24 protein-coding genes and 1 tRNA gene are annotated in these 21,740 nt (G+C 71.8%); 10 read left to right on the top strand and 15 right to left on the bottom strand.

Annotated elements, in window-relative coordinates; genetic code table 11:
* Window positions 1-363: hypothetical protein (locus AB0H81_RS20150; protein WP_358376394.1), on the bottom strand; the 363-nt coding region annotated here is incomplete at its 3' end.
* 105 nt (window positions 364-468) lie between these two features.
* On the opposite strand from AB0H81_RS20150, the gene AB0H81_RS20145 reads away from it, so the two are divergent.
* A complete protein-coding gene (locus AB0H81_RS20145; protein WP_358376391.1) occupies window positions 469-996 on the top strand; it encodes a DUF6886 family protein in 528 nt (175 codons plus the stop codon).
* On the opposite strand, the gene AB0H81_RS20140 is transcribed toward AB0H81_RS20145, so the two are convergent.
* The 3 genes from AB0H81_RS20140 to AB0H81_RS20130 form a co-directional block, all read right to left on the bottom strand.
* On the bottom strand, window positions 962-1,933 hold the full coding sequence (locus AB0H81_RS20140) for a 2-dehydropantoate 2-reductase N-terminal domain-containing protein (protein WP_358376388.1): 972 nt from the start codon (window positions 1,931-1,933) through the stop codon (window positions 962-964). The two genes, AB0H81_RS20145 and AB0H81_RS20140, sit on opposite strands and share 35 nt — an antisense overlap.
* A 139-nt stretch (window positions 1,934-2,072) precedes the next feature.
* On the bottom strand, window positions 2,073-2,798 hold the full coding sequence (locus AB0H81_RS20135; RefSeq protein WP_358376386.1) for a glycosyltransferase family 2 protein: 726 nt from the start codon (window positions 2,796-2,798) through the stop codon (window positions 2,073-2,075).
* Window positions 2,799-2,974: 176 nt separating this feature from the next.
* On the bottom strand, window positions 2,975-3,433 hold the full coding sequence (locus AB0H81_RS20130; RefSeq protein WP_358376383.1) for a DUF2000 domain-containing protein: 459 nt from the start codon (window positions 3,431-3,433) through the stop codon (window positions 2,975-2,977).
* A 113-nt stretch (window positions 3,434-3,546) separates the two neighbouring features.
* On the opposite strand from AB0H81_RS20130, the gene AB0H81_RS20125 reads away from it, so the two are divergent.
* Window positions 3,547-4,044 carry an Lrp/AsnC family transcriptional regulator gene (locus tag AB0H81_RS20125; protein ID WP_358376380.1) on the top strand — a complete coding sequence of 166 codons (498 nt, stop codon included), beginning with the start codon at window positions 3,547-3,549 and terminating at the stop codon, window positions 4,042-4,044.
* 21 nt (window positions 4,045-4,065) lie between these two features.
* Here AB0H81_RS20125 and AB0H81_RS20120 read toward each other — a convergent pair whose 3' ends face one another.
* The gene (locus AB0H81_RS20120; RefSeq protein WP_358376377.1) at window positions 4,066-4,590 is read right to left on the bottom strand and encodes an AAA family ATPase; all 525 of its coding nucleotides are present in this window, start codon (window positions 4,588-4,590) and stop codon (window positions 4,066-4,068) included.
* On the opposite strand from AB0H81_RS20120, the gene AB0H81_RS20115 reads away from it, so the two are divergent.
* Together AB0H81_RS20115 and AB0H81_RS20110 are read left to right on the top strand one after the other, a co-directional pair.
* A complete protein-coding gene (locus AB0H81_RS20115; protein WP_358376374.1) occupies window positions 4,571-5,977 on the top strand; it encodes a sensor domain-containing protein in 1,407 nt (468 codons plus the stop codon). The two genes, AB0H81_RS20120 and AB0H81_RS20115, sit on opposite strands and share 20 nt — an antisense overlap.
* The gene (locus tag AB0H81_RS20110) at window positions 5,965-6,621 is read left to right on the top strand and encodes a response regulator transcription factor (protein ID WP_358376372.1); all 657 of its coding nucleotides are present in this window, start codon (window positions 5,965-5,967) and stop codon (window positions 6,619-6,621) included. The genes AB0H81_RS20115 and AB0H81_RS20110 overlap by 13 nt, the downstream gene beginning before the upstream one ends.
* Before the next feature lie 16 nt (window positions 6,622-6,637).
* Here AB0H81_RS20110 and AB0H81_RS20105 read toward each other — a convergent pair whose 3' ends face one another.
* The 6 genes from AB0H81_RS20105 to AB0H81_RS20080 form a co-directional block, all read right to left on the bottom strand.
* A complete protein-coding gene (locus AB0H81_RS20105; protein WP_358376369.1) occupies window positions 6,638-8,620 on the bottom strand; it encodes an FtsX-like permease family protein in 1,983 nt (660 codons plus the stop codon).
* Window positions 8,617-9,381, bottom strand: a complete 765-nt coding sequence (locus AB0H81_RS20100) for an ABC transporter ATP-binding protein (RefSeq protein ID WP_358376366.1) — start codon at window positions 9,379-9,381, stop codon at window positions 8,617-8,619. Before AB0H81_RS20100 ends, AB0H81_RS20105 begins: the two co-directional genes overlap by 4 nt.
* A gap of 70 nt (window positions 9,382-9,451) precedes the next feature.
* The gene (locus tag AB0H81_RS20095; protein WP_358376363.1) at window positions 9,452-10,621 is read right to left on the bottom strand and encodes a SpoIIE family protein phosphatase; all 1,170 of its coding nucleotides are present in this window, start codon (window positions 10,619-10,621) and stop codon (window positions 9,452-9,454) included.
* A gap of 19 nt (window positions 10,622-10,640) precedes the next feature.
* Window positions 10,641-11,432: an alpha/beta hydrolase gene (locus AB0H81_RS20090; RefSeq protein ID WP_358376361.1), complete on the bottom strand. Its 792-nt coding sequence runs from the start codon at window positions 11,430-11,432 to the stop codon at window positions 10,641-10,643.
* A gap of 404 nt (window positions 11,433-11,836) precedes the next feature.
* Window positions 11,837-11,910, bottom strand: a tRNA-Pro gene (locus AB0H81_RS20085).
* A gap of 90 nt (window positions 11,911-12,000) precedes the next feature.
* A complete protein-coding gene (locus AB0H81_RS20080; protein ID WP_358376400.1) occupies window positions 12,001-12,864 on the bottom strand; it encodes a metallophosphoesterase in 864 nt (287 codons plus the stop codon).
* Window positions 12,865-12,953: 89 nt separating this feature from the next.
* Here AB0H81_RS20080 and AB0H81_RS20075 point away from each other — a divergent pair, with 89 nt between their 5' ends.
* Window positions 12,954-13,409: a GatB/YqeY domain-containing protein gene (locus AB0H81_RS20075; RefSeq protein ID WP_358376358.1), complete on the top strand. Its 456-nt coding sequence runs from the start codon at window positions 12,954-12,956 to the stop codon at window positions 13,407-13,409.
* 155 nt (window positions 13,410-13,564) lie between these two features.
* Here the strand turns inward: AB0H81_RS20075 and AB0H81_RS20070 are convergent, their stop codons facing one another.
* Entirely contained in the window at window positions 13,565-15,814 is a 2,250-nt protein-coding gene (locus AB0H81_RS20070; RefSeq protein ID WP_358376356.1) for a transglycosylase domain-containing protein, read from the bottom strand.
* 279 nt (window positions 15,815-16,093) lie between these two features.
* On the opposite strand from AB0H81_RS20070, the gene AB0H81_RS20065 reads away from it, so the two are divergent.
* Window positions 16,094-16,390, top strand: coding sequence for a WhiB family transcriptional regulator (locus tag AB0H81_RS20065; protein WP_148036282.1), 297 nt, complete (start codon window positions 16,094-16,096; stop codon window positions 16,388-16,390).
* A 39-nt stretch (window positions 16,391-16,429) separates the two neighbouring features.
* Here AB0H81_RS20065 and AB0H81_RS20060 read toward each other — a convergent pair whose 3' ends face one another.
* The gene (locus AB0H81_RS20060) at window positions 16,430-17,578 is read right to left on the bottom strand and encodes an ArsA family ATPase (protein ID WP_358376353.1); all 1,149 of its coding nucleotides are present in this window, start codon (window positions 17,576-17,578) and stop codon (window positions 16,430-16,432) included.
* Window positions 17,575-18,576 carry an ArsA-related P-loop ATPase gene (locus AB0H81_RS20055; protein ID WP_358376350.1) on the bottom strand — a complete coding sequence of 334 codons (1,002 nt, stop codon included), beginning with the start codon at window positions 18,574-18,576 and terminating at the stop codon, window positions 17,575-17,577. The genes AB0H81_RS20060 and AB0H81_RS20055 overlap by 4 nt, the downstream gene beginning before the upstream one ends.
* A 77-nt stretch (window positions 18,577-18,653) precedes the next feature.
* On the opposite strand from AB0H81_RS20055, the gene AB0H81_RS20050 reads away from it, so the two are divergent.
* The 4 genes from AB0H81_RS20050 (at window position 18,654) to AB0H81_RS20035 (ending at window position 20,992) form a co-directional block, all read left to right on the top strand.
* On the top strand, window positions 18,654-18,809 hold the full coding sequence (locus AB0H81_RS20050; RefSeq protein ID WP_217708645.1) for a DUF4177 domain-containing protein: 156 nt from the start codon (window positions 18,654-18,656) through the stop codon (window positions 18,807-18,809).
* Window positions 18,806-19,264, top strand: a complete 459-nt coding sequence (locus AB0H81_RS20045; RefSeq protein WP_358376347.1) for a RidA family protein — start codon at window positions 18,806-18,808, stop codon at window positions 19,262-19,264. The genes AB0H81_RS20050 and AB0H81_RS20045 overlap by 4 nt, the downstream gene beginning before the upstream one ends.
* A 71-nt stretch (window positions 19,265-19,335) precedes the next feature.
* A complete protein-coding gene (locus AB0H81_RS20040; RefSeq protein ID WP_358376344.1) occupies window positions 19,336-20,148 on the top strand; it encodes an NUDIX hydrolase in 813 nt (270 codons plus the stop codon).
* 49 nt (window positions 20,149-20,197) lie between these two features.
* Complete coding sequence (locus AB0H81_RS20035) at window positions 20,198-20,992, top strand: MBL fold metallo-hydrolase (RefSeq protein WP_358376342.1); 795 nt, start codon at window positions 20,198-20,200, stop codon at window positions 20,990-20,992.
* 10 nt (window positions 20,993-21,002) lie between these two features.
* Here the strand turns inward: AB0H81_RS20035 and AB0H81_RS20030 are convergent, their stop codons facing one another.
* Entirely contained in the window at window positions 21,003-21,734 is a 732-nt protein-coding gene (locus tag AB0H81_RS20030; protein ID WP_358376340.1) for a Crp/Fnr family transcriptional regulator, read from the bottom strand.
* Window positions 21,735-21,740: the final 6 nt, after the last annotated feature.

The following is a 21,740-nucleotide window of genomic DNA, read 5'->3' as shown; positions in this document are numbered from 1 at the left end:
ACGCTCGCCGGCCGCGCGGTCCGCCTCAGCGTGCCCGGTCGCGGCGCGCTCGGCGGCGCGCTCACGCTCGAGCCGGCGCTCCAGCTCCCGCTTCTCGTCCTCCAGCCGGGCCATCCGGTCGGAGGCCTGCGCGCGGTCGGCGCGCATCCGACGGCGGCGCCGCGCGGTCCTGCGCGTGCCCACCACCATCATCCACAGGCCCAGAAGCAGCACCGCGGCGGTGATCGCCCCGGCCGCGAACATCTGGACATGATCGAGTTGTAACGTGTAACCGAACAGGATGTACCTGGACGTCTCCTCGGTGGCCACCAGGACGACGGCACCACCGGCGAGCAGGACCAGGACCAGGCCTAGCAAGGTCATCCGGACTCACCCCTTGTCGTCTGAGTGAGTCCCTTCTGCCCATCGGCACGGCCGATATGCGGCGCAGGCCCGATCCCGTAGGGGTTCCAGGTCATGATGGCGCTCATGAGACCCGAGCCTGGACAGGTGCTGCACTTCTCCGAGGACCCCACGATCGAGCGGTTCGTGCCGCACGTCGCGCCCACGTCCGCGCAGGTCGAGCCGTACGTCTGGGCGGTCGGGCCCGAGCGCTGCCCCGACTACTGGTTCCCGCGACAGTGCCCGCGCGCGATGGCCTGGCGCGTCCCCGGCACCATCGACGCCGACGCCGATCGGGTCGTCGGCGCGGGCTGCGGCGACCGGGTCCACGCCGTCGAGTACGGCTGGCTGCGCGCGATCATGGAGGTTCGCCTGTACGCGTACCGGCTGCCGGCCGAGCCGTTCGCGCCCATCGGCGAGCACGCCCACGCCGTGGTCGCCCGTGTGCCGGTGGAGCCCCTCGGCCCGCCCGAGCCCGTGGGCGACCTGCTGGCGCTGCACGAGCGGGCCGGGATCCAGCTCCGCGTGCTCGACCGGCTCTGGCCGTTCTGGGCCGAGGTGACGTCCAGCACGCTCGGGTTCAGCGGGATACGGCTGCGGAACGCTCGTCGATGAGTGCGGTCAGACGCTCGACCGGCATCGAACCGGGCGGCAGCTTCTCGCGGGCGAACCGGCCGGCCTCGCGCTGGAGCACCTCGTTGACCGGGGTCGGCAGGCCGTACTCGCGGCCGAGCAGGGCGATCTCGCCGTTGAGATAGTCGGTCTCGATGCTGCCGCTCGAGCGCGCGAGGCTCTGCCAGGACGATCCGCCGCCGCGGTCGGCGCCGCCGATGGGCCGCACGTCCACCCGGTTGCCGCGCAGCGCGCTCTCCTCCTCCTGGCCGGTGTAGGGGATGCCCGCCTCCTCCAGCACCGCGGCGCCCTCGGCGCGGGCCCGCTCGTACAGCGCGTCGACGCCGGGCTCGTGGCCGCACAGGGCCTCGACGGCGTTGCCGAGGTTGCCGAGCAGCTTGCCGTACTTCCAGCGCATCACGTCGGGCTGGGCCAGCGCCACGAAGTCGCTCTTGCACAGGTCGGCGACCATCTGCCGGGTCAGGTCGTCCACACCCTGGGGATAACGGCCGACGTGGAACATGCCGGAGTGGGGCATGCCGTAGGCGGCGACCGTGCCGGGTTCGAGGTGCAGGGCGGGCAGCCACACGCACATGCCGTAGACGCGCTCGAACCTGCGCATCACGGTCCGCTCGTTCTCGACGCCGTTCTGGGCGCAGAGCACCGGCAGATGGCGCGGCCAGGGGTCGAGGGCGGCGACGGTGTCCTGCGACTTGGTGGCGACGACCAGCACGTCGTCGTCGCGCGTGGCGACAGGGCCGTCGGCGGCAGGGATGAGGAGGGTCTCGTCGGACTCAGGGGTGAGCAGGCGCAGGCCGCGCGTCCTGAGTGCCTCGTAGTGGGCGCCCCTGGCGATCAGCAGCACCTCGTGCCCCGCCCGGAAGAGACGGGCCCCGATGGTGCCGCCGACCGCTCCCGCTCCGATCACGATGTAGCGCATGGGTCCGAGGATGTCACCCCCGGATTCGCGGCCGCCGACCGGGCCGCCGCGCGAGCGCGCCCGGTCTCCGGCGCGAGTGGCCGGGCTCGCGCGGTCGCCGTCGGACGGTGAGCCCCCGGCTGCCCGGCCGCCTTCGGGACTACTTCGCGAGGGCGACCTGGGCCCGAGGGGTGGCCGCGCCGCGGAAGCGCTCGCGCACGATCGTCTTGAGCACCCGCCAGCCGTCGCGGACGGCGTGCAGGTTGCTCTCGCCGTGGATGCGGCTGCGCTCGTGGCTCGGGACCTCGGCGATGAGCAGTCCGGTCTGGGCGGCGCGGACGTTCATGAGCGTCTCGATCTCGAAACCGTCGCAGTCGAGGCCCATCGCGTCCAGGTGCCGGGCCCAGAAGGCGTTGTAGCCGTAGCACAGGTCGGTGTAACGGGTGCCGTACAGCCAGTTGGTGAGCCCCGTCAGCGCCCGGTTGCCCAGGGAGCGCAGGGGGCTGATGTCGTCGGAGCCGCCGCCCGGGGCGTACCGGGAGCCCTTGGCGAAGTCGGCCCCGTCCTCCAGGGCGGCGACGAACGAGAAGATCTCCCGGCCGTCGGTCGAGCCGTCGGCGTCGATCATGACGATGATGTCGCCGGAGGCGGCCGCGAAGCCTTCGATGAGGGCGTTTCCCTTGCCCCGTCCGGTCTGGGTTACCACCCGGAGGTCGGGGCGCAGCCGGCGGGCCACGGCGACGGTGTCGTCGCTGGAGTTTCCGTCGACGAGGACGACCTCGTCGATCCAGGCGGGCAGGGTCGCGAACACGTGTGGCAGGTTGTCGGCCTCGTTCATCGCGGGGACGACGACGGTGACGCTGGCGGTGAATGGCCCCTTGTTCATGCCTAGACCGTGCAACCCGGCGCATGCAAGCCGCTTGACTTCGCCTTAACGAGATCATGGTAATCCATGCTCCATCAGGGCATGTTCACCATCCTGTGACCTGGTGACACACTCGCGGGAGGGGGTTGCGGAGGCCCGGTCGCACGACCTTGACTTCACCGGCCGAATGTGCGCCTCTAGCGAAGCAGCGGCAACCGGCCGGTCAGGCGGTCCACGTCCGCGCGCGGCCCGAGGACGCTCACCGCGTAGTACGACAGGTCCTCGGCGCCGGTGCGGGCCAGCTCCGCGAGGTAGTCGTCGTACACGTTGGTCCGCTGCGCGATGGCCGCCATGTCCGCGATCACCACTCCGGCCGTCCGCGCGGCGTCGTCCCTGATCCGGCGGACGATCGCCGACGACGCGGCCAGCACCGTGCATCCGGTCCACGGCAGCCCGGCGTGTGCCCCGCCGGAGGCGTCCTCGCCGCCCGAGCCCAGGATCGACGGCACCGCCTGGCTGGTGGAGGCGGCCAGGCATGCCGCGGCGTTGGCCTGCAACCCGCGGGGCAGGTCGCGGTCCATCACGATGACCCACTTGACCGGGAGCTCCTTGGTGGGCAGGTCGGGGCGGTGGTCCATGTGTGCGAGCACGGTCATGCAAGCTCCTTCCTCCGAACTTATGGAGCGAGTTTCACAGCAACGCCGCTGACCTGACACAACAGATAGGCTCCTTCCGAAGAAAGTTCGGAAGATCGCCGAGGAGTGCGCACATGGACGAACTTGATACGGCCATCCTCGCCGAGCTCCAGCGCGACGGCCGCCAGACCAACCGGGAGCTGGCCGAGCGCATCGGCATCGCCCCCTCGACCTGCCTGGAACGCGTGCGCTCGCTGCGCGCCAACGGGGTGATCGAGGGCTTCCACGCCGAGGTCAACCTGGCCGCGATCGGCCGCCCGGTCCAGGCACTGATCAACGTACGGCTGCACCCGAAGATCCGGGAGGCGGTCGAGGGGTTCCGCGAGTACATCACGGCGCTGCCCGAGACGCTTGCGATCTTCGTGGTGTCGGGCGGCGACGACTTCATCATCCAGGTGGCCGTGCGCGACACCGGGCACCTGCGCGACTTCGTCCTCGACCACGTGTCGCGGCACCGCAACATCGCCGACGTGCGCACCTCGCTCGTCTACGACCACATCCGCAGGACGTCGCTGGAGGTGCTGGAGCCCGACCGGCCGAGCCGCCCCCGCACGGGCCGCAAGCCCCGCTGAGCGCCGTGGGCGCAGAAGGGATCAGACCAGGGCCTCGTCGGCGCGGGCCAGGATCTCGTCAACCGTCTCGGCCGGGCTCTGGCGCGAGGTGTCCAGCCACAGGCCGACCCGCGGCGTCTCGTCGCGCAGGGCGCCGTCGAGGTCGGCGACCGTCCAGGCGCCGTACCCGGTCTTGGGACGCTCCGCCTCACGCCGCTCCACCGCGGCCGCGTCGGGCGCGAGCACGACCACCCGCAGCGGCTGGGCCGTGATCAGCGACACGAAGTGCGCCAGGTCCTCGCCCAGCGCCACGTCCCGCACGACGGGCGTGAACCCTTCCGCCGCGTACAGGTCGGCCGCCGCGGCCGCGAGCCGGTACCTCAGCCGGAGCTGGCGAAGCGCCTCCCCGGCGTCATCGGGTGTCATGTCGGCCCGGCCGTTGACGATCATGCGACGGAACAGGTCACCGCGGACGTGCGCGGAGCGGGGCAGCCGCTCCGCCAGCGCCTGCGCGACCGTCGACTTGCCCGCGGCCATGATCCCGGTGATGAGCACGACACCCTTCACGAACCCGCTCCTTCCCCGCCGTCGCCCCGTCCGGCGCCTTGAGCGCCACGATCGACTCGTCGTCGCCGAGCACCAGGCGACCAGGCTGGTCCCGATCATTAGGATGAGGGCCGTGGGCATCGAGGGCGGGCCGTGGGAGAGCCTCGTGCGGGCGCCCCTGCGGGTTCCGCTGTCGTCCGTGCCCTGGCGTTCGGCCGCGTACCTGCTGAGCGGATTCCTGGTCGCGGCCGTCTGGCTGCCGGGCGCGCTCGTCCTGCTGGTCGCCGGGGGGCTGACGGCGCCGATCCTCGTGGGCGTGCCGGTGCTGAAGCTGCTGCCCCGGTGGGCGGTGGCTCTCGGCCGGGCCGAACGGGTCCGGCTGCGGCTGGTGGACCACCGCCCTGCGCCTTCGCCGCACGGCCGGGCCGCGTCGGGCACCCGGACGCTGCTGGCGGAGGCCGCGACCTGGCGGGAGGCCGGGCACGGCCTGCTGCTGTGCCTGCTCGGGCCGCTCAACGCGGTGTTCGTGGTGGTGCTCGCCCTGGTGGCCGGAGGGCCGCTGCTGGCGCCCGTGTGGGGCCGGCTGCCCGGCTCGGCGCCGGTGAACCCGTCCTGGCAGAAAGTGATCTCCGATCCGGCGCTCGCGTGGGGCGCCGCCGCCGTCGGGCTGCTGCTGGGCGTGGTCGCCGCCTACCTGGTGACGGGGGTGGCCGCGGCCGAGGGGGCGCTGGCCCGCACGCTGCTGACCAAGCCGGCGGACGAGGAGCTGGAGCTGCGGCTGGTCGAGGTCGACCGGTCGCGGGCCAGGCTTGCCGACGCGTTCGACAACGAGCGGCGGCGGCTCGAACGCGACCTGCACGACGGCACCCAGCAGCGGCTCACCGGACTGATCATGACGTTGGGTCTGGTCCGGATGGAGCTGTCGGCACAGCCGGCGGAGGTCAGGCAGCTCGTCGACCGCGCCTACACCGAGGCACGCGACACCCTGGAGGAGCTGCAGGCGCTGGTGCGAGGCATTCACCCGGCCATCCTCACCGACCGCGGGCTGGCCGGGGCGCTCACCGAGGCGGCCAGGCGGTGCCCGGTGCCGGTGACCGTACGTGTGGTGGGCATGGACGAGCGGCCGCCCGCGCCGGTGGAGTCCGCCGTCTACTTCGCCGGGTGCGAGGCGCTGACCAACCTGGCCAAGCACAGCGGCGCCGGCGGCGCGGAGCTGCTGCTGCGTGGCGCGCCCGGCCGGGCCGTCCTGCAGGTCCGTGACGACGGCGCGGGCGGGGCCGACAGCCGGGGCGGCACCGGCCTGACCGGGCTGGCCGACCGGGTGGCCGCGGTCGGTGGCACGGTCAGCCTGTCGAGTCCGGAAGGCGGAGGGACCACCTTGCGCGTGGAGGTTTCGTGGACGTTGTGATCGCGGACGACTCGGTGCTGCTGCGGGAAGGGCTGCGGCACATCCTGGAGCGGTTCGGGCACCGGGTGGTCGCCTCGGTCGGCGACGCCACCGAGCTGCTGGCGGCGGTGGACGCGCGGCTGCCCGACGTCGCCGTCGTGGACGTGCGGATGCCCCCCGGCTTCCGCGACGAGGGGCTGCGGGCGGCGCTGCGCATCAGGACCGAGCATCCGAAGGTGGCGGTGCTGGTGCTGTCCCAGTACGTCGAGCGGTCCTACGCGCTGGAACTCCTGGAGTCCGGCTCGGGGCGGGGCGTGGGCTACCTGCTGAAGAACCGCGTCGGCGAGATCGAGGACTTCCTCGACGCGGTCGGCAGGGTGGCCGCGGGCGGCACCGCCATCGACCCGGAAGTGGTGGTCAGGCTGCTGGAGGACCGCCGCGACCGCGAGGGGATCGACCGCCTCACCCCGCGCGAGCGCGACGTGCTGGCGTTGATGGCCGAGGGCAAGTCCAACGGCGCCATCGCCAGGGTGCTCGTGGTCAGCGAGGCGGCGGTGCTCAAGCACGTCGGCAACATCTTCGCCAAGCTGCTGCTCGACCCCAGCGACGAGGAGCACCGCCGGGTCGCGGCGGTGCTCCGTTACCTGCGCGACGGCGGGGGCTGACGCGCCCGTGCGGGCGTCAGGCCGCCGCCGAGTCCGACACCGACATGGCGCGGCGCAGCGTCAGCCCGGTCGGGACGAGCGCCGACACGAGCACCACCAGCACGCACGCCCCGGCCACCATCCCCACCTCTGTCCACGGGAAGGCCGTGGGCGCCTCCAGCCCGAGCCCGCCGAGCACCCCGCGTAGCCCGAGGACCGCGACGCCTGTCACCGCCACGCCGAGCAGCACGCCGGTGGCCGCCACGCACAGCGCCTCCCACAGCGCCATGCGCAGCACCTGCGCCCTGCGTGCCCCCAGGAAGAGCAGCCTGGCGAACTCCCCCCTGCGCGCCCCGAACGACAGGGCCGAGGTGTTGGCCACGGCGACGAGCGTGTACGCCACGGCGAACCCGGCCAGCGCGATCGCGCCGATCCGCATGCCTTCCTGGCGCGCGCCGGCCATGACCGCCATGATCTCCTCGGTGCCGTCCACCCGGAGCGCGGGGTGGCGCTCGCCGATGTCGGTCCGCACGGCGTCCACCTGAGCCGGCCGCCCGGACTCCAGGGTCACGTGGACCGCGGTCCAGCGTGCGCCCCGGGTGAGCAGGTCGCGGGACACCAGCACCCCGCCGCCCAGCGGGGAGCCGTCGAACACCGCCACCAGCAGGGGACGGGCCCGCCTGCCGCCGGGCAGTGTCAGCTCCACCTGCTCGCCCAGCTTCCACCCGAACGTCTCGGCCTGCGCCCGGTCGGCCGCGACCGCTCCGGACCGCAACGCGTCCAGGTCACCCTCCACCCGCGCGAGGTTCATTACCCCCGACACGCCGTCTGGATCGACCCCCATCGCGCTCACCGTCCGGACTGTCCGGTTGGCGAACACCTCCACGTCGGCCGACGCGACGGTCACCGCCGCGGCCACACCGGGCAGGCCGCGCAGCGAACCGGCCGCCTCGGCCGCCCCCGGCCCGGACACCACCAGATGCGACCGCCACACCTGGCGCGCGTCCGCGGCCATCGCCTCATCCAGCAGCATCGTCCCGCCGAGCAGCGACCCGGCCAGCCCCACCGTGACGAGCACGGGAGCGGCCGTGGCGGCCGCGCGGCGGGCCGCCATCCGCACGTTCTCCCGGGCCAGCTCGCCCGTCGCGGACGTCCAGCGCGCCAGCGGGGTGGCCACCAGCGCGCCGGCCCAGGCCGCGAACGCCGGTGACAGCAGCGCGAAACCGATCACCAGCGGCATCGACACGAACATCGTCAGCGGCATCCGGCCGTCCGGTGGGGCGATCGGGACCAGCGCCAGCATGCCGCCGCCGCAGGCCAGCGCCGCCAGGCCGCCCAGCCAGCGCCCCCTGCCGATCGGCCGGTCGGCCAGCGCCGCCGCGCGCATCGCCTCGACCGGGCGGACCGCCGCGGCCCTGCGCGCCGCGGCGACCGTGGCGACCAGGCCGACGGCCACACCCAGCGCGAAGCAGCCCGCCAGCGCCCCGCCGGACACGGACGGCGCGAACCCCTCCGGCAGCAGCTCCTGCCCCCGCAGCAACCACGCCATCGCCGACATGAACACCGGCGCCAGCAGCACGCCCAGCGTGGAGGCCACCAGCGCGGCGAGCGTCGCCTCGGCCATCACCATGCCTCTGACCTGGTGCGGGGTGGCGCCGACGGTACGCAGCGCGGCCAGCTCCTTGCGGCGCTGGGCGACGATGAACGCGAACGTCCCGGCCACCACGAAGATCGTGACGAACGCGCCGATCACGGCCAGCATGACGAGCAGCGCGCCCGACTCCGCGACCGCCCGCCGTACGGACTCCGGGGTGTGCGGGGGCAGGGCGGCGCCGGAGGCGAGCATCGAGGTGGCGGCGCCGGCGAAGGCGACGCCGAGGGCCAGCGCCACCACCGCGCCGGCGAACCCGGACATCCGGCGGCGGAGCGTCAGCCAGGCCACCGCGATCAGGGTGCGCGCGCGGACGCCCCGCTCGACGGGCAGGTCCCGGACGGCCGTGGCGGCGGACGCGGCGTTCACACCGACTCCAGTTCGGCCAGGCGCGCGGCGACCGAGCGCGAGTCGGGGGAGCGCAGCTCGTCCACCAGCGCGCCGTCGGACAGGAAAAGCACCCGGTCGGCGTGCGAGGCGGCGAACGGGTCGTGTGTCACCATCACCACGGTGTCGCCGCGCTCGTCCACGAGCCGCCGCAGCAGCGCCAGCACCTCCCGGCCCGAGCGGCTGTCGAGCGCGCCGGTCGGCTCGTCCGCGAAGATCACTTCGGGCTGGGCGGCGATGGCCCGCGCGATCGCCACGCGCTGCTGCTGGCCGCCCGACAGCTCGGCGGGACGGTGATGCGTGCGCTCGCCCAGACCGACCAGCGTGAGGACCTCGCGGATCCACTCCTTGGGCGGGCGCCTGCCCGACAGCCGGATCGGCAGCGCCACGTTCTGCGCGGCGGTGAGCGAGGCGATGAGGTTGAACGACTGGAAGACGAAACCCAGGCGGTCGCGGCGCAGCTCCGTGCGTTCCCGCTCGCTGAGCGCGCTCAGGTCCACGCCGCCGATGAGCACCTGGCCGTCGGTCGGCTGGTCCAGCCCCGCCGTGCACTGCAGCAGCGTGGACTTGCCGGAGCCCGACGGGCCCATGATCGCGGTGAAGGAGCGGGCGGGGAACGTCGTGCTGACGCCGCGCAGCGCGGCCACCTCGTGAGGCGCGGCGCCGTACGTGCGGGTCAGCCCGATCAGGCGCACGGCATCCGAGGTGGCGGTGCGCTCGGAGGGGGACGCTGTTCGTCTCATGCCGCCAGTCAAGTGCGGGCCGTCCCGGGGCACACGGGCGGCGACGAGAGCTTTGGAGGTGGTGCGCGCACTACCGATCGCGCTGATCTGAACCTGGAGGGCCTGCCGGCACCTTCAGCACCACGATGGCGACGTCGTCACTGAGCACGCCGGACTGGAAGGCGGACACCTCCTGGAGGAGCCGGTCCGCGATGCCCGAGGCGCTCTCGTCCCGCGCCTCCAGCAGCACCCGCTCCAGCCGGTCCTCGCCGAACAGCTCGCTGTCGCGCCGTCCCTCGATGACGCCGTCGGTGAAGAACACGACGCTCTCGCCGGGCCTGACCTCCACGGTGACGTCACTGAGCTTCAGCCGGCGCAGCATGCCGAGCAACGTACCGTGCAGGCCCACCCGGGACGCGCCCGCCCCGGTGAGGTGGACCGGCTGCGGGTGCCCGCCCAGGCTCAGCGTGAGCAGGCAGCCGCCGCCGGGCGCGAGCGCCACCTGGGCGTACGCGACCGTGACGAAGCGGTCGGTCCTCTCCCTGACCACCGCGTGGTGCAGCGACGCCAGGATTCCCGACGGAGCGGGCTCGCGGGCGGGCGCGGCGCGCAGGGTGTAGCGGGCCAGGCTGGTGACGACCGCCGCCTCCGCGCCCTTGCCCGACACGTCCCCGATGACCAGCGCCCAGCCGTCGCGGGTCTCGTACATGTCGTAGAAGTCGCCGCCCACCTCGTCGCCGAGACCGGCGGGCCGGTAGACGCCCGCCAGGTCCAGGCCGTCGATCCGGGGCAGGCTGGGCGGGATGAAGCTGGCCTGCAGGATGCCCGCCAGGTCGCGGGCCTCCTTCTCCGACTGCTCGGCCCGCTGCCGGGCGAGCAGCAGCTCCCGCTCGTAGCTGCGCCGGTCCGTGGCGGCGAAGACGCAGATCCAGATCTCCCGCGGCCCGGTGGGCTCGTCCTTCATGACGGCGTTGAGCAGGACCGGCAGCCGGCCGCCGGCCGCGCGGCGGAGGTCGACGGCGATCTCGCGGGCGGAGGACTGGAGGGCGAGCAGTGGCGCGAAGTGCGTCTCGTAGAAGATCCGGTCGCCCACGGCCAGCAGGTCCTGGACCCGTGCCCGGCCGACCAGGTCCTCGGCGCGGTGCCCGGTCATGGCGAGGAAGGTCCGGTTGGCCCGGCGGATGGCGCCGTCGGCGTCCGTCACGAGGAAGCCGCACGGCGCGTCCTCGAACAGCTCCTCGAAGCCGCCCGTCAGGTCCACAGGGGCCCCGGAGGCCGCGTCACAGGAACGCCTTGATCGCCGCGATCGTCTCCTCGGGGGCGCTGAGGTTCGGGCAGTGGCCGGTGGCGCGCATCAGCACCAGTTCGCTGCCGGGGAGGGCCGCGTGGACGTACCGGCCGACGACCTCGGGGGCGATCACGTCGTTCGCGCACTGGAGGACGAGCGCACGCGTGCGGCACTTCTCCAGGTCGGCGCGATTGTCCGACATGAACGTCACCTGGGCGAACCGCTTGGCGATGTCCGGGTCGGTGCGGCAGAAGCTGTTGGTCAGCTCCTCGCCAAGCTCCGGCCGGTCCGGGTTGCCCATGATGACCGGCGCCATCTGGCTGGACCAGCCGAGGTAGTTGCTGTCGAGCGACTCCAGCAGCTCCTCGATGTCCTGGGCGCTGAAGCCGCCGGTGTAGCCGTCGTCGTCGATGTAGCGGGGCGAGGGGCCGACGAGCACGAGGTTCGCGAAGCGGTCCGGCTCGGCGTTGGCGGCCAGCACGCCGACGAGGGAGCTCACGGAGTGGCCCACGAAGCTCACCTCGGACAGGTCCAGCTCGTGGCAGATGTCGAGGACGTCCTGGGCGTAGCCGTGGAGGCTGGAGTACCGCTCCGGGGTGTAGGCCGACAGGTGGGAGCGTCCGGCGCCGACGTAGTCGAAGAGCACGACCTTGTACGCCTCCTCGAAGGCGGGCGCGACGAGGCGCCACATGTTCTGATCACAGCCGAAGCCATGGGCGAACACCAGCGGCTTGCCGTCGGGACGGCCCGAGACCTTGACGTGGTTGCGTTCCAGCACGCTCATGATTCCCGAGCATAGGCGATGAAAATCACCCAAATATCGCCAGGTGATAGCAAAGGGTGCCTCCAGCTCCCACGGGCACCGTGAACCCTCGCGCGGGTCAGCTCCAGGTGGCCCGCTTGAGCGCACTCGACAGCCCGTACGTGTTCCAGGCGTCCACCACGAGGATCTTGGAGGCGATCCGAAGCTCTCGCAGTCCGGGGCGAACGCCTCCGCCTTCTCGCACAACAGGCCGGTCACCACGACGACCGTGTCCCCTTGTGGTGCACCTTCAAGTCGGCGGGGATCTTCATGGTCATCCCGCGGAAGGACAGGGGCTTGGACTGCTGCGCCCCGATCGTCTCGCATCGACTTCCAGAAACGGAAAAGGGCCCGACCCGCTTAGCGGATCAAGCCCTTTACCTCTGTCGGGGTGGCGGGATTTGAACCCACGACCTCTTCGTCCCGAACGAAGCGCGCTGCCAAGCTGCGCTACACCCCGATGCACGCCGTCTTGCGCGTGCTTGGGAAAGTCTAGCGGACTTCGCGGGTGCTTGTGACGCCGTCGGAGCCGGACCTTCGCCGGGCCGGGTCAGCGGCGGGGGACGAGGGTGAGCAGCGTCGCCTCCGGGAAGCAGGCGAAGCGCACTGGGGAGTACGGCGAGGTGCCCAGACCGGCCGAGACGTGCAGCCAGGCCGAGTCGTGCCGGCTCAGGCCCTTGACCCGGGCCCGGTCGATGCCGCAGTTGGTGACCAGCGCGCCGTAGAAGGGGATGCAGAGCTGCCCGCCGTGGGTGTGGCCCGCCAGCAGGAGCTGGTAGCCGTCGGCCGCGAAACGGGTCATGTTGCGCGGCTCCGGCGAGTGCATGACGCCGAGCCGCAGGTCGGCGTCCGCCGGCGCCGGGCCCGCCACCCGGTCGTAGCGGTCGAGGTCGATGTGGGAGTCGTGGATGCCCGCCACCGCCACGTCGAGGTCGCCCACCTTGATCCGGGCCGTGGTGTTGTTCATGTCGAGCCAGCCCTCGGCGGCCATGCCGGCGCCCAGTTCCTCCCACGGCAGCGACGGCACGTGCTGGCGGCGGTCGTTCTTGGACGTGCGCCACAGGTAGCGGGCCGGGTTCTTGGGCTTGGGCGCGTACAGGTCGTTGGAGCCGTACACGAACAGGCCGGGGCGCGACAGCAGCGGCTCCAGGGCGTACAGCAGCGACGGGACGGCGTCGGGGTGGGCGATCGAGTCGCCGGTGTTGACGACGAGGTCGGGCTCCAGCGCGCCGAGCGAGCGCACCCACTTGATGAGCATGTCGCGGCGCGGCGTCAGGTGGAGGTCGGACAGGTGCAGGACCCGCACCGGCCGCCGGCCGCGCTCCAGGACCGGCACGTCGAAGCGGCGCAGCCGGAACCAGTTGCGCTCGACGACGGAGGCGTAACCCAGCCCGGCCAGGCCGAGACCGAGCATGGACAGGGGTACCGCGACAGCTTTCCTCACGTACTCATGATGCCCGACAACCGGCACGTGCCGTCCGGCCAGACGGCAAGATGGACGTCATGAGCGCATTGAAGGACAAGCTGAAGGCCGATCTCACGGCCTCGTTGAAGGCCCGGGACGAGGTACGTCTCCGGACGATTCGGATGGCACTGGCCGCGGTGAACGTCGAGGAGGTCGCCGGCAAGGAGGCCAGGGAGCTCTCCGACGACGAGGTCGTCAAGGTGCTGACCAAGGAGTCCAAGAAGCGGCGCGAGGCCGCCGAGGCCTTCCGCGGCGCCGGCCGGGCCGAGCAGGCCGACGCCGAGCTGGCCGAGATGGCGGTGCTGGAGGAGTACCTGCCCGCGCAGCTCACCGACGAGGAGCTCCAGGCGCTCGTCGACGAGGCCGTCGCGGAGACGGGCGCGGCCGGGCCCCAGGCGATGGGTCAGGTCATGAAGGCGGTCAACCCGAAGGTCGCCGGACGCGCCGAGGGCGGCCGCGTCGCCGCCGCGGTCCGCGCGCGCCTGTCCCAGTAGGCGCCGGGCCCGGGCGAACCCTACGGCGGCCCCGTGCGGGCCTCAGGGCGGCCCCGGGCGGGCCCCTGGCGGTCGCGTACGGGCCTGTGGCGGGCATGCGAGAGGCCTCCGCCCCAAGGAGCGGAGGCCTCCGGCTGGATCAGCGCGGGGCGGGCTCAGCGGCCGCGCCTCATCTGGTCCTCGGTGATGGTCATCGGCGTCTGCCGGGTGTCGGTCACGCCGTTCTCGCCGCCGCGGCCACGTCGGCGGCCGTTGCCCGGATCGCCCTGGTCGCCGTTGTCGAACTGGTCACGGAACTGGTCGAAGGGGTCCGCCGGGCCCTCGTCCTCCCGCTTCTTCTTCGGCTTGGGCGCGCAGTTGTCGCCGCAGCCGCCGAAGCGCTCGTGGTTGACCGGGGTGAACTCGGCGGCCTCGACGCCCTTGAGCGCCCCCAGCATGGCCTGCTTCCAGATGCGGCCGGAGATCGTGGCGCCGTACACGTAGGAGTAGGAGCGCCCGCCGATCGTGACGCCGATCAGCTTGTGCTTGAACGCGCCGCGCAGGTCGCCGAGGCTGACCGCGCTGGCCAGGTTCGGCGTGTAGCCGGCGAACCAGGCGGCGGTGTAGTCGTCGGTGGTGCCGGTCTTGCCGGCGGCGTCGCGGCCGATGCCGCCGACCTCCTGCATGGTGCCCTTGGTGAAGACGCCCGACAGGATGCCGCTGACCGCGTCGGCGACCTCGGGGTCCATGACCTTCGAGCACTTGGGCTTGAACTGCTTGACCTTGCCGTACCGGTCCTTGATCTCGGTGATGGCGAGCGGCTTGCAGTACTGGCCGCGGGAGGCGAAGACGGCGTAGCTGTTGGCCACGGTGACGGGGTCGACCTCGTTGATGCCGAGCGTGAACGTCTCGTACTCGCCGAGCTTGCCGCCGTCGGCGCGCTTGAGGCCGAGCCGCTTGGCCAGCTCGACCACCTTGCACAGGCCGACCCGCTCCTCAAGCTTCATGAAGAACGTGTTGACCGAGCCCCAGGTGCCGGTCTGGAGGGTCTTGAAGCCGCCGCCGCCCTCGCTGGAGTTGCGCACCTCGTGTTTCGGGTCGCCGACCCGGTTGCCCTTGCAGTCGCGGAACGCGCCGTAGCTGGGAGCGCTGTAGCCGGCCGGGGACGGGAAGCCGTCGCCGTACTTGTAGCCCTCCTCCAGCGCCGCGGCCAGGGTGTACGCCTTGGCGGTCGAGCCCTGCTGGAACCCGACGCCGCCGCCGTGCTTGGCGTCGGCGACGATGTTGTAGCTGACCTCGTTCTTCTTCTTGTTGCCGCCGAACTTGCGCGAGGCGGCCATGGCCTTGATCTCACCCGTGCCCGGCACGATCATCGCCTGCGAGGCGGCGGGCTTGTCCTTGGTGCTGACGTACTCCTTGATCGCCTTCTCGGAGGCCGCCTGCATCTTCGGGTCGATCGTGGTCTTGATCTCCAGGCCGCCGCGCTGGAGCAGCTTCAGGCGCTCCTGCGGGGTCTTGCCGAAGGCGTCGTTGTTGAGGATCTCGTTCTGCACGTACATGCAGAAGTACGGGTACTTGCTCACCTCGCAGCCGCCCCGCGCCGCGATGCCCTTGTAGCCGAGCTTCTTCTTCTTGGCCTCGGCCGCCTCCTGAGGAGTGATCTTGCCGAGTTGGGCCATCCGGTCGAGGACCGTGTTGCGCCGGTCGAGCAGCAGCTTCTGGGCCTTCTTGCCGATGCTCGGGTCGGTGCGGGCGGGGTTCTGCACGGCGCCGGCCAGGGTGGCGGCCTGGACGAGGTTGAGCTCGGCGGCGGGCTTGTCGAAGAACCTCCGGGAGGCGGCCTGGATGCCGTGGGCGCCCGCGCCGAAGTAGGCGATGTTGAGGTACTTCTCCAGGATCTGGTTCTTGGAGTACTTCTTCTCCATCGCCATCGCGTAACGCAGCTCGTTGAGCTTGCGCGAGACGGTCGGGGCGATGGCCGCCTGCTGCTCCTCGGGCGTCTCGGCCTTGTTGACCAGCACCTGCTTGACGTACTGCTGGGTGATCGACGAGCCGCCCTGGGTGACGCCGCCGGTCGTCATGTTCTTGACCAGCGCGCGCGCCGTGCCCTCGACGTCGATCGGGCCGTGCTGGTAGAAGCGGAAGTCCTCGATCGAGATCAGCGCCGTCTGCATGATCGGCGCCACCTTGTCCAAGGTCACCGACTGGCGGTTCTCGTAGTAGAACTGCGCGATCTGCTTGCCGTTGGAGTCGCGCAGGAGCGTGCGCTCGGGAAGCGGAGGCTCGTCGAGGTTCTCAGGCTTGAGGTTGATCTCCTTCATCGCCGTGTTCGCGGTGATTCCCGCCCCGCCGACGGCGGGCAGCGCGATCGCGGCCGTCAGCACGCCGGCCGCCGCGCCGGCGGCGATCAGGCGCACGATGTTCACGAACGGTGAGGATTGATCTTTACCCTGAGCTTGCACAGCATCCAGGGTACGTCGAAAGGGTGACCTTATCGGTAACTCGGCCCCATTTCGCCTTGACTGGCGGGGGTGACTAGTCATTCCCGGTCAACGGGGCGGCGAGAAATTGGTCCTCTGGGGTCTGTCGGCCCGAACGTCTAGTTGCGTACGTTCTCCTCTGCGGCAACTGAATACGGAGGCTCGGCGCCCGCGCCCGTCGGCCCCAAATGACGACTGACCACCTAAGGGGAGTGGGGTCGAAAAATGTGGATCACGGATTGGACCTCCCGTGCCGCCTGTCGTGGTGCGGACCCGGACGCGTTGTTCGTCCAGGGTGCCGCACAGAACAGGGCCAAGCTGATCTGCCGAGGATGCCCGGTCCGTACCGAATGCCTCGCCGATGCGCTGGACAACCGCATCGAGTTCGGGGTGTGGGGCGGTATGACGGAACGGGAACGCCGGGCCCTGCTCCGGCGGCGGCCTGACGTGGACTCGTGGCGCGAGCTGCTCGAGTCCGCCAAGGAAGAGTACGAGCGCACCAATGAGCTGATCGCGGGCTGAGCTGCCCGGAGTACGGCCGGCGTACCACGCCGGCCGTACTCATGCGCTCGCCAGGAGCTCTCCGATCTGGCGCAGACCCGCGAGATCGTGGACGTCCTCGGACATGGCGCGAACCTGGACGACCGGCACCGTGGGGTGCGCGGAGACGAAGTGCTCCTGCTCCCGGTGCTCGCGGGCCACGAGTTGCATCCTGCCGGTGTGCAGCCGCAGTACGGCGGCGGTCAGCTCGTGCTCGCCACGCGACTCCAGGTCCTCGGCCGCGGCGGCGCTGCGGGCGGCGGAAAGGCCGTTCGCGGGCGCGTCGTGGACGCGGTTCACCACCAGGCCGGCGAGGGGCATGCGCTCCTCGGCGAGCCGCTCGACGAAGTACGACGCCTCGCGCATCGCGTCACGCTCGGGCGCGGCCACCACCACGAACGCCGTGCCCGGCGCCTGGAGCAGCTTGTACGTCAGCTCGGCGCGTTGCCGGAAGCCGCCGAAGACGGCGTCGAGGGCGGAGACGAACGTCTGCAGGTCCTTGAGCACCTGCGCGCCGAGCAGCTTGGTCATGGCGCCGGCCACCAGCCCGAACCCGGCGTTGAGCAGCTTGAAGGCGCTGCGCCCGCCGGCCTTGGCCGGGGCGGTCAGCAGCCGGATGAACCTGCCGTCGAGGAACCTGCCGAGCCGTTCGGGCGCGTCCAGGAAGTCGAGCGCGGAGCGGGACGGCGGCGTGTCCACCACGATCAGGTCCCACTCGTCGGAGCGGCGGAGCTGGCCGAGCTTCTCCATCGCCATGTACTCCTGCGTGCCGGAGAAGCTTGACGACAGCGACTGGTAGAAGGGGTTGGACAGGATCTGCCGGGCGCGCTCCGGGTCGGCGTGCGCCTCGATGATCTCGTCGAACGTCCGCTTCATGTCGAGCATCATGGCGAAGAGCTGGCCGCCGCCCTCGTGCGAGCTGACCAGCCGGGGCGTGTTGTCGAGCTCGGTGAGCCCCATGGACTGCGCCAGCCGCCTGGCCGGGTCGACGGTGAGCACGACTGCGCACCGGCCGCGCTCGGCGGCGCGCAGGCCCAGGGCGGCGGCCGTGGTGGTCTTGCCCACGCCTCCGGCGCCGCAGCAGACGATGATCCGGGTGCCCGGGTCGTCGATGATCGCGTCGATGTCGAGGGGCACGGGCCTGGCCGCGGACCTCTTCGCGTCCTTCACGCTGCTCCTTGGGTGCGGATGCTCTCGGCCAGCTCGTACAGGCCGGCCAGGTCGACGCCGTCGGCGAGCAGCGGCAGCTCGTAGCGCGGCAGCGCCACCTCGGCCAGCGCCTCGCGTTCCTCGTGTTCGAGCGCCGCGCGGTGGGCGTACTCGACGACCTCGCCGGCCAGCGCCTCGGCCACGGAGGCGGCGTCGGCGCCGTCGGCGAGCCCGGCCGCCTTGAGGCCCAGCACCAACTCGGTGACGTCGAATCCGCCCTTGACAGCCTTGTCAAGAGCGGTACGGGGGAGCTGGGACTCCCGCACCATGTTGATGAAGACGCCACCGGCGGGCAGGCCGGCCTCCCGCAGTTCGGCGATGCCGTCGAGCGTCTCCTGCACCGGCATCTCCTCCAGCAGGGTGACGAAGTGGACCGCCGTCTCGGGGGACTTCACGACGCCGCTGACCAGGTCGGAGTGGTTCTTGATCGGGCCGACCTTGGCCAGGCCGGCCACCTCCTGGGTGACGTTGAGGAACCGGGTGATGCGGCCCGTGGGCGGGGCGTCCAGCACGACCGCGTCGTAGACACGCTTGCCGTTCTTGCCGCGCCTGCGCACGGCCTCGGTGGTCTTGCCCGTGACGAGCACGTCGCGAAAGCCGGGGGCGACCGTGGTGGCGAAGTCGACGACACCCATCTTGGTCAGCGCGCGACCGGCCCGGCGCATGCCGTAGAACATCTCCATGTATTCGAGCATGGCCTCCTCGGGATCGATGGCCAGCGCGTAGACGTCGCCGCCCGACGGCGCCACGGCGATCTTGCGCTCCTCGTACGGAAGAGGCGGCAGATCGAAGATCTGCGCGATGCCCTGGCGGCCCTCCACCTCGACCAGCAGCACCTTGCGGCCACCGGCGGCGAGCGCGAGGGCGAGGGCGGCGGCCACCGTCGTCTTGCCGGTTCCGCCCTTGCCGGTGACGACGTGCAGGCGCACGCCGTCCCAATCGGTGTCCCGAGACTCCACGTCTCGAGGCTACCGAACGGTCACTTGCGGCCAGCCGACGACCACCGTTTGAGATTGCTCACACTAGTGTGACCCCCATGAAGAAATGGGAGTACCTCACCGCTCCGGTGCTGATCCACAACACGAAGATGATCCTGGACAACTTCGGCGCCGACGGCTGGGAGCTGGTCCAGATCGTGCAGGGCGCCTCGCCGGAGCAGCTCGTCGCCTACTTCAAGAGGGAGAAGCAGTGACCCCGGAGGAGAAGCTGGCCGAGCTCGGCCTGACGTTGCCCGAGGTCGTTCCGCCGCTGGCCGCTTATGTGCCGGCCGTGCGCACCGGCGACCTCGTCTACACCTCCGGCCAGGTGCCCATGGTCGAGGGCAAGCTGCCGTTCGTGGGCAAGCTGGGCGCGGAGCTGACCGTGGACCAGGGCAGGGAGATGGCGCGGATCTGCGCGCTCAACGCCCTCGCCGCGCTCAAGTCCGAGGTGGGCGACCTGGGGAGGATCGTCCGGATCGTCAAGGCCGTCGTGTTCGTGGCGAGCGAGCCGGGCTTCACCGGGCAGCCGCAGGTGGCCAACGGCGCGAGCGAGCTGCTGGCCGAGGTGCTCGGTGAGGCGGGCCGGCACGCGCGCAGCGCCGTCGGGGTCGCCTCGCTGCCGCTGGACGCGCCGGTCGAGGTGGAGCTGATCGCCGAGGTCTCCTGAGGTTTCCTGCGACAAAGACCCCCGGATCCGGATATGTCACGATGACCGAGTGGTGTTCTGAAGGAGGTCATGTGACTGGTCTTCCGCTTCCGGGCGATCTCGCCGCGCGTGCCAGGGACGTCCTGTCGGGTCGGGTAGCGCCCGTGCCGCCGCGCGACTCCGCCACCGTGGTGATCCTGCGCGACGGGCGGGACGGCCCCGAGGTCTACCTGCTGCGGCGGAAAACCACCATGGCCTTCGCCGCGGGCGCGCACGTCTTCCCCGGAGGCACCGTGGACCCGCGCGACACCGACCACGCCGTCGCCTGGGCCGGCCCGTCCACCGCGGAGTGGGGACGGCTGCTCGGCGCGGACGAGAGGGTCGCGCGGGGGCTGGTGTGCGCGGCCGTACGGGAGACCTTCGAGGAGTGCGGGGTGCTCCTCGCCGGCCCCGACGAGCGGTCCGTGGTCGCCGACACCACCGGCGACGACTGGGAGGCCGACCGGCTCGCCCTCGTCGACCGGAGCCTCGCCTTCGCCGACTTCCTGTCCCGGCGCGGGCTCGTGCTCCGCTCCGACCTGCTCAAGCCGTGGGCCCACTGGATCACCCCGGAGATCGAGCCGCGGCGCTTCGACACCAGGTTCTTCGCGGCCGTCCTCCCCGAGGGCCAGCGCGCCCGCGACGTGGGCGGTGAGGCGGACCACGCCACCTGGCGACGCCCGGCCGAGGCCCTCGACCTGGCCCGCGCGGGGGAGATCTTCCTGATGCCCCCCACGTACCGCACACTGACCGAGCTGGCGGCCCACGACGGCGTGGACGCCGTGCTGGCCGCCCCGCGCGAGATCGTCACGATCATGCCGCGCGTCGTGGAGGTCGGCGGCGAGCTGCGGCTGGTGGTCGCATGAGCGGAGCCGCCGCCGGCGATCGCGTGAGCGACCCGCGGCCGGTGGTCGCGTGAGCGGCCTGCACATCCCGATCGGCACGCCGGACGGCTCCCGCACCGAGCACGCCGAGAACCTCCTCGCGCCCAACCCGTCGGCCATGACCCTCGACGGCACCAACACGTGGGTCGTCGGCGGCCCGGACGAGGTGGTCGTCGTGGATCCGGGCCCGGACGACGAGCGGCACCTGAGCCGGGTCCGGGAGCGCCTGGGGGAGCGCAGGGTGAGCGAGATCCTGCTCACCCACGGTCATCTCGACCACAGCGGCGGCGCCCGGCGCTTCGCCGAGCTGGTCGGCGCCCCCGTACGGGCCCTCGACCCGCGTCACCGGCTGGGCGGCGAGGGACTGGCCGACGGCGACGTCGTCACCGCCGGGGGCGTGGAGATCCACGTGTACGGCACGCCGGGGCACTCGTTCGACTCGCTGTGCTTCTGGCTGCCGGCCGACCGGGCGATGCTCACCGGCGACACCGTGCTCGGGCGGGGCACCACCGTCGTCGCGCCGGACGGCGGCCTGGCCGACTACCTGCGCAGCCTCGACCGCCTGCGGGCGGCGGCGGAGAGCCTGGAGGCGCGGGCGCTGCTGCCCGGCCACGGGCCGGTGCTGCCCGACCCCATCGGCGCGCTCGACGGCTACATCGCCCACCGGCGCGAGCGGCTCGACCAGATCAGGGCGGCGATGGCGCGGGGCGCGCGCACGCCGCGCGAGATCGTCACGATCGTCTACGCGGACGTGGACCGGTCGCTCTGGCCCGCCGCCGAGATGTCGGTGCGGGCACAGCTCGACTACCTGGAGCAGCCGAACTGATCGCCCGCGGCTATCGGGAGCGGTTGTAGAGCCGGTCCATGTCGAGGATGACCACGGCCTTGGCCTCGATGCGCAGCCAGCCGCGCTGCGCGAAGTCGGCCAGCGCCTTGTTGACGGTCTCGCGGGAGGCGCCGACGAGCTGGGCCAGCTCCTCCTGGGTGAGGTCGTGGTGGACGCGCAGGCCGTCGTCGGTCTTGGTGCCGAACCGTTCGGCGAGGTCGAGGAGCTGCTTGGCCACCCGTCCGGGCACGTCGGTGAACACGAGGTCGGCCAGCACGTCGTTGGTGCGGCGCAGCCGCTGCGCCAGGGCGCGCAGCAGGTGCAGCGCCACCTCCGGACGGCCGGTCAGCCAGGGGCGCAGGTCGTCGTGGCCGAGCCCGGCCAGCCGCACCTCGGTCAGGGCCGTGGCGCTGGCCGTACGCGGCCGGGGGTCGAACAGCGACAACTCGCCGAACATCTCGCTGGGGCCGAGCACGCTGAGCAGGTTCTCGCGGCCGTCGGGTGACTGACGCGAGAGTTTGATCTTGCCTTCGAGGACGACGTAGAGCCGGTCGCCCGTCTCGCCCTCGTGGAAGAGGGTCTGCCCCTTCGACAGCTGGACCTCGGTGATGCTCGTGCGCAGCGCCGCTGCGCTCTCGCGATCGAGCGCGGCGAACAGGGGGGCCTTACCCAGCACATCTTCGGTGTTCACTCTGCCTCCTCTGCTGCCATTGTGACGCACCCCACTGAAGGCGCCGCACATAGGCTA

It is taken from the genome of Nonomuraea sp. NPDC050691 (genome assembly GCF_040654455.1).
GTDB lineage: Bacteria > Actinomycetota > Actinomycetes > Streptosporangiales > Streptosporangiaceae > Nonomuraea.
This window is presented reverse-complemented; position numbering and strand designations above follow the sequence as displayed.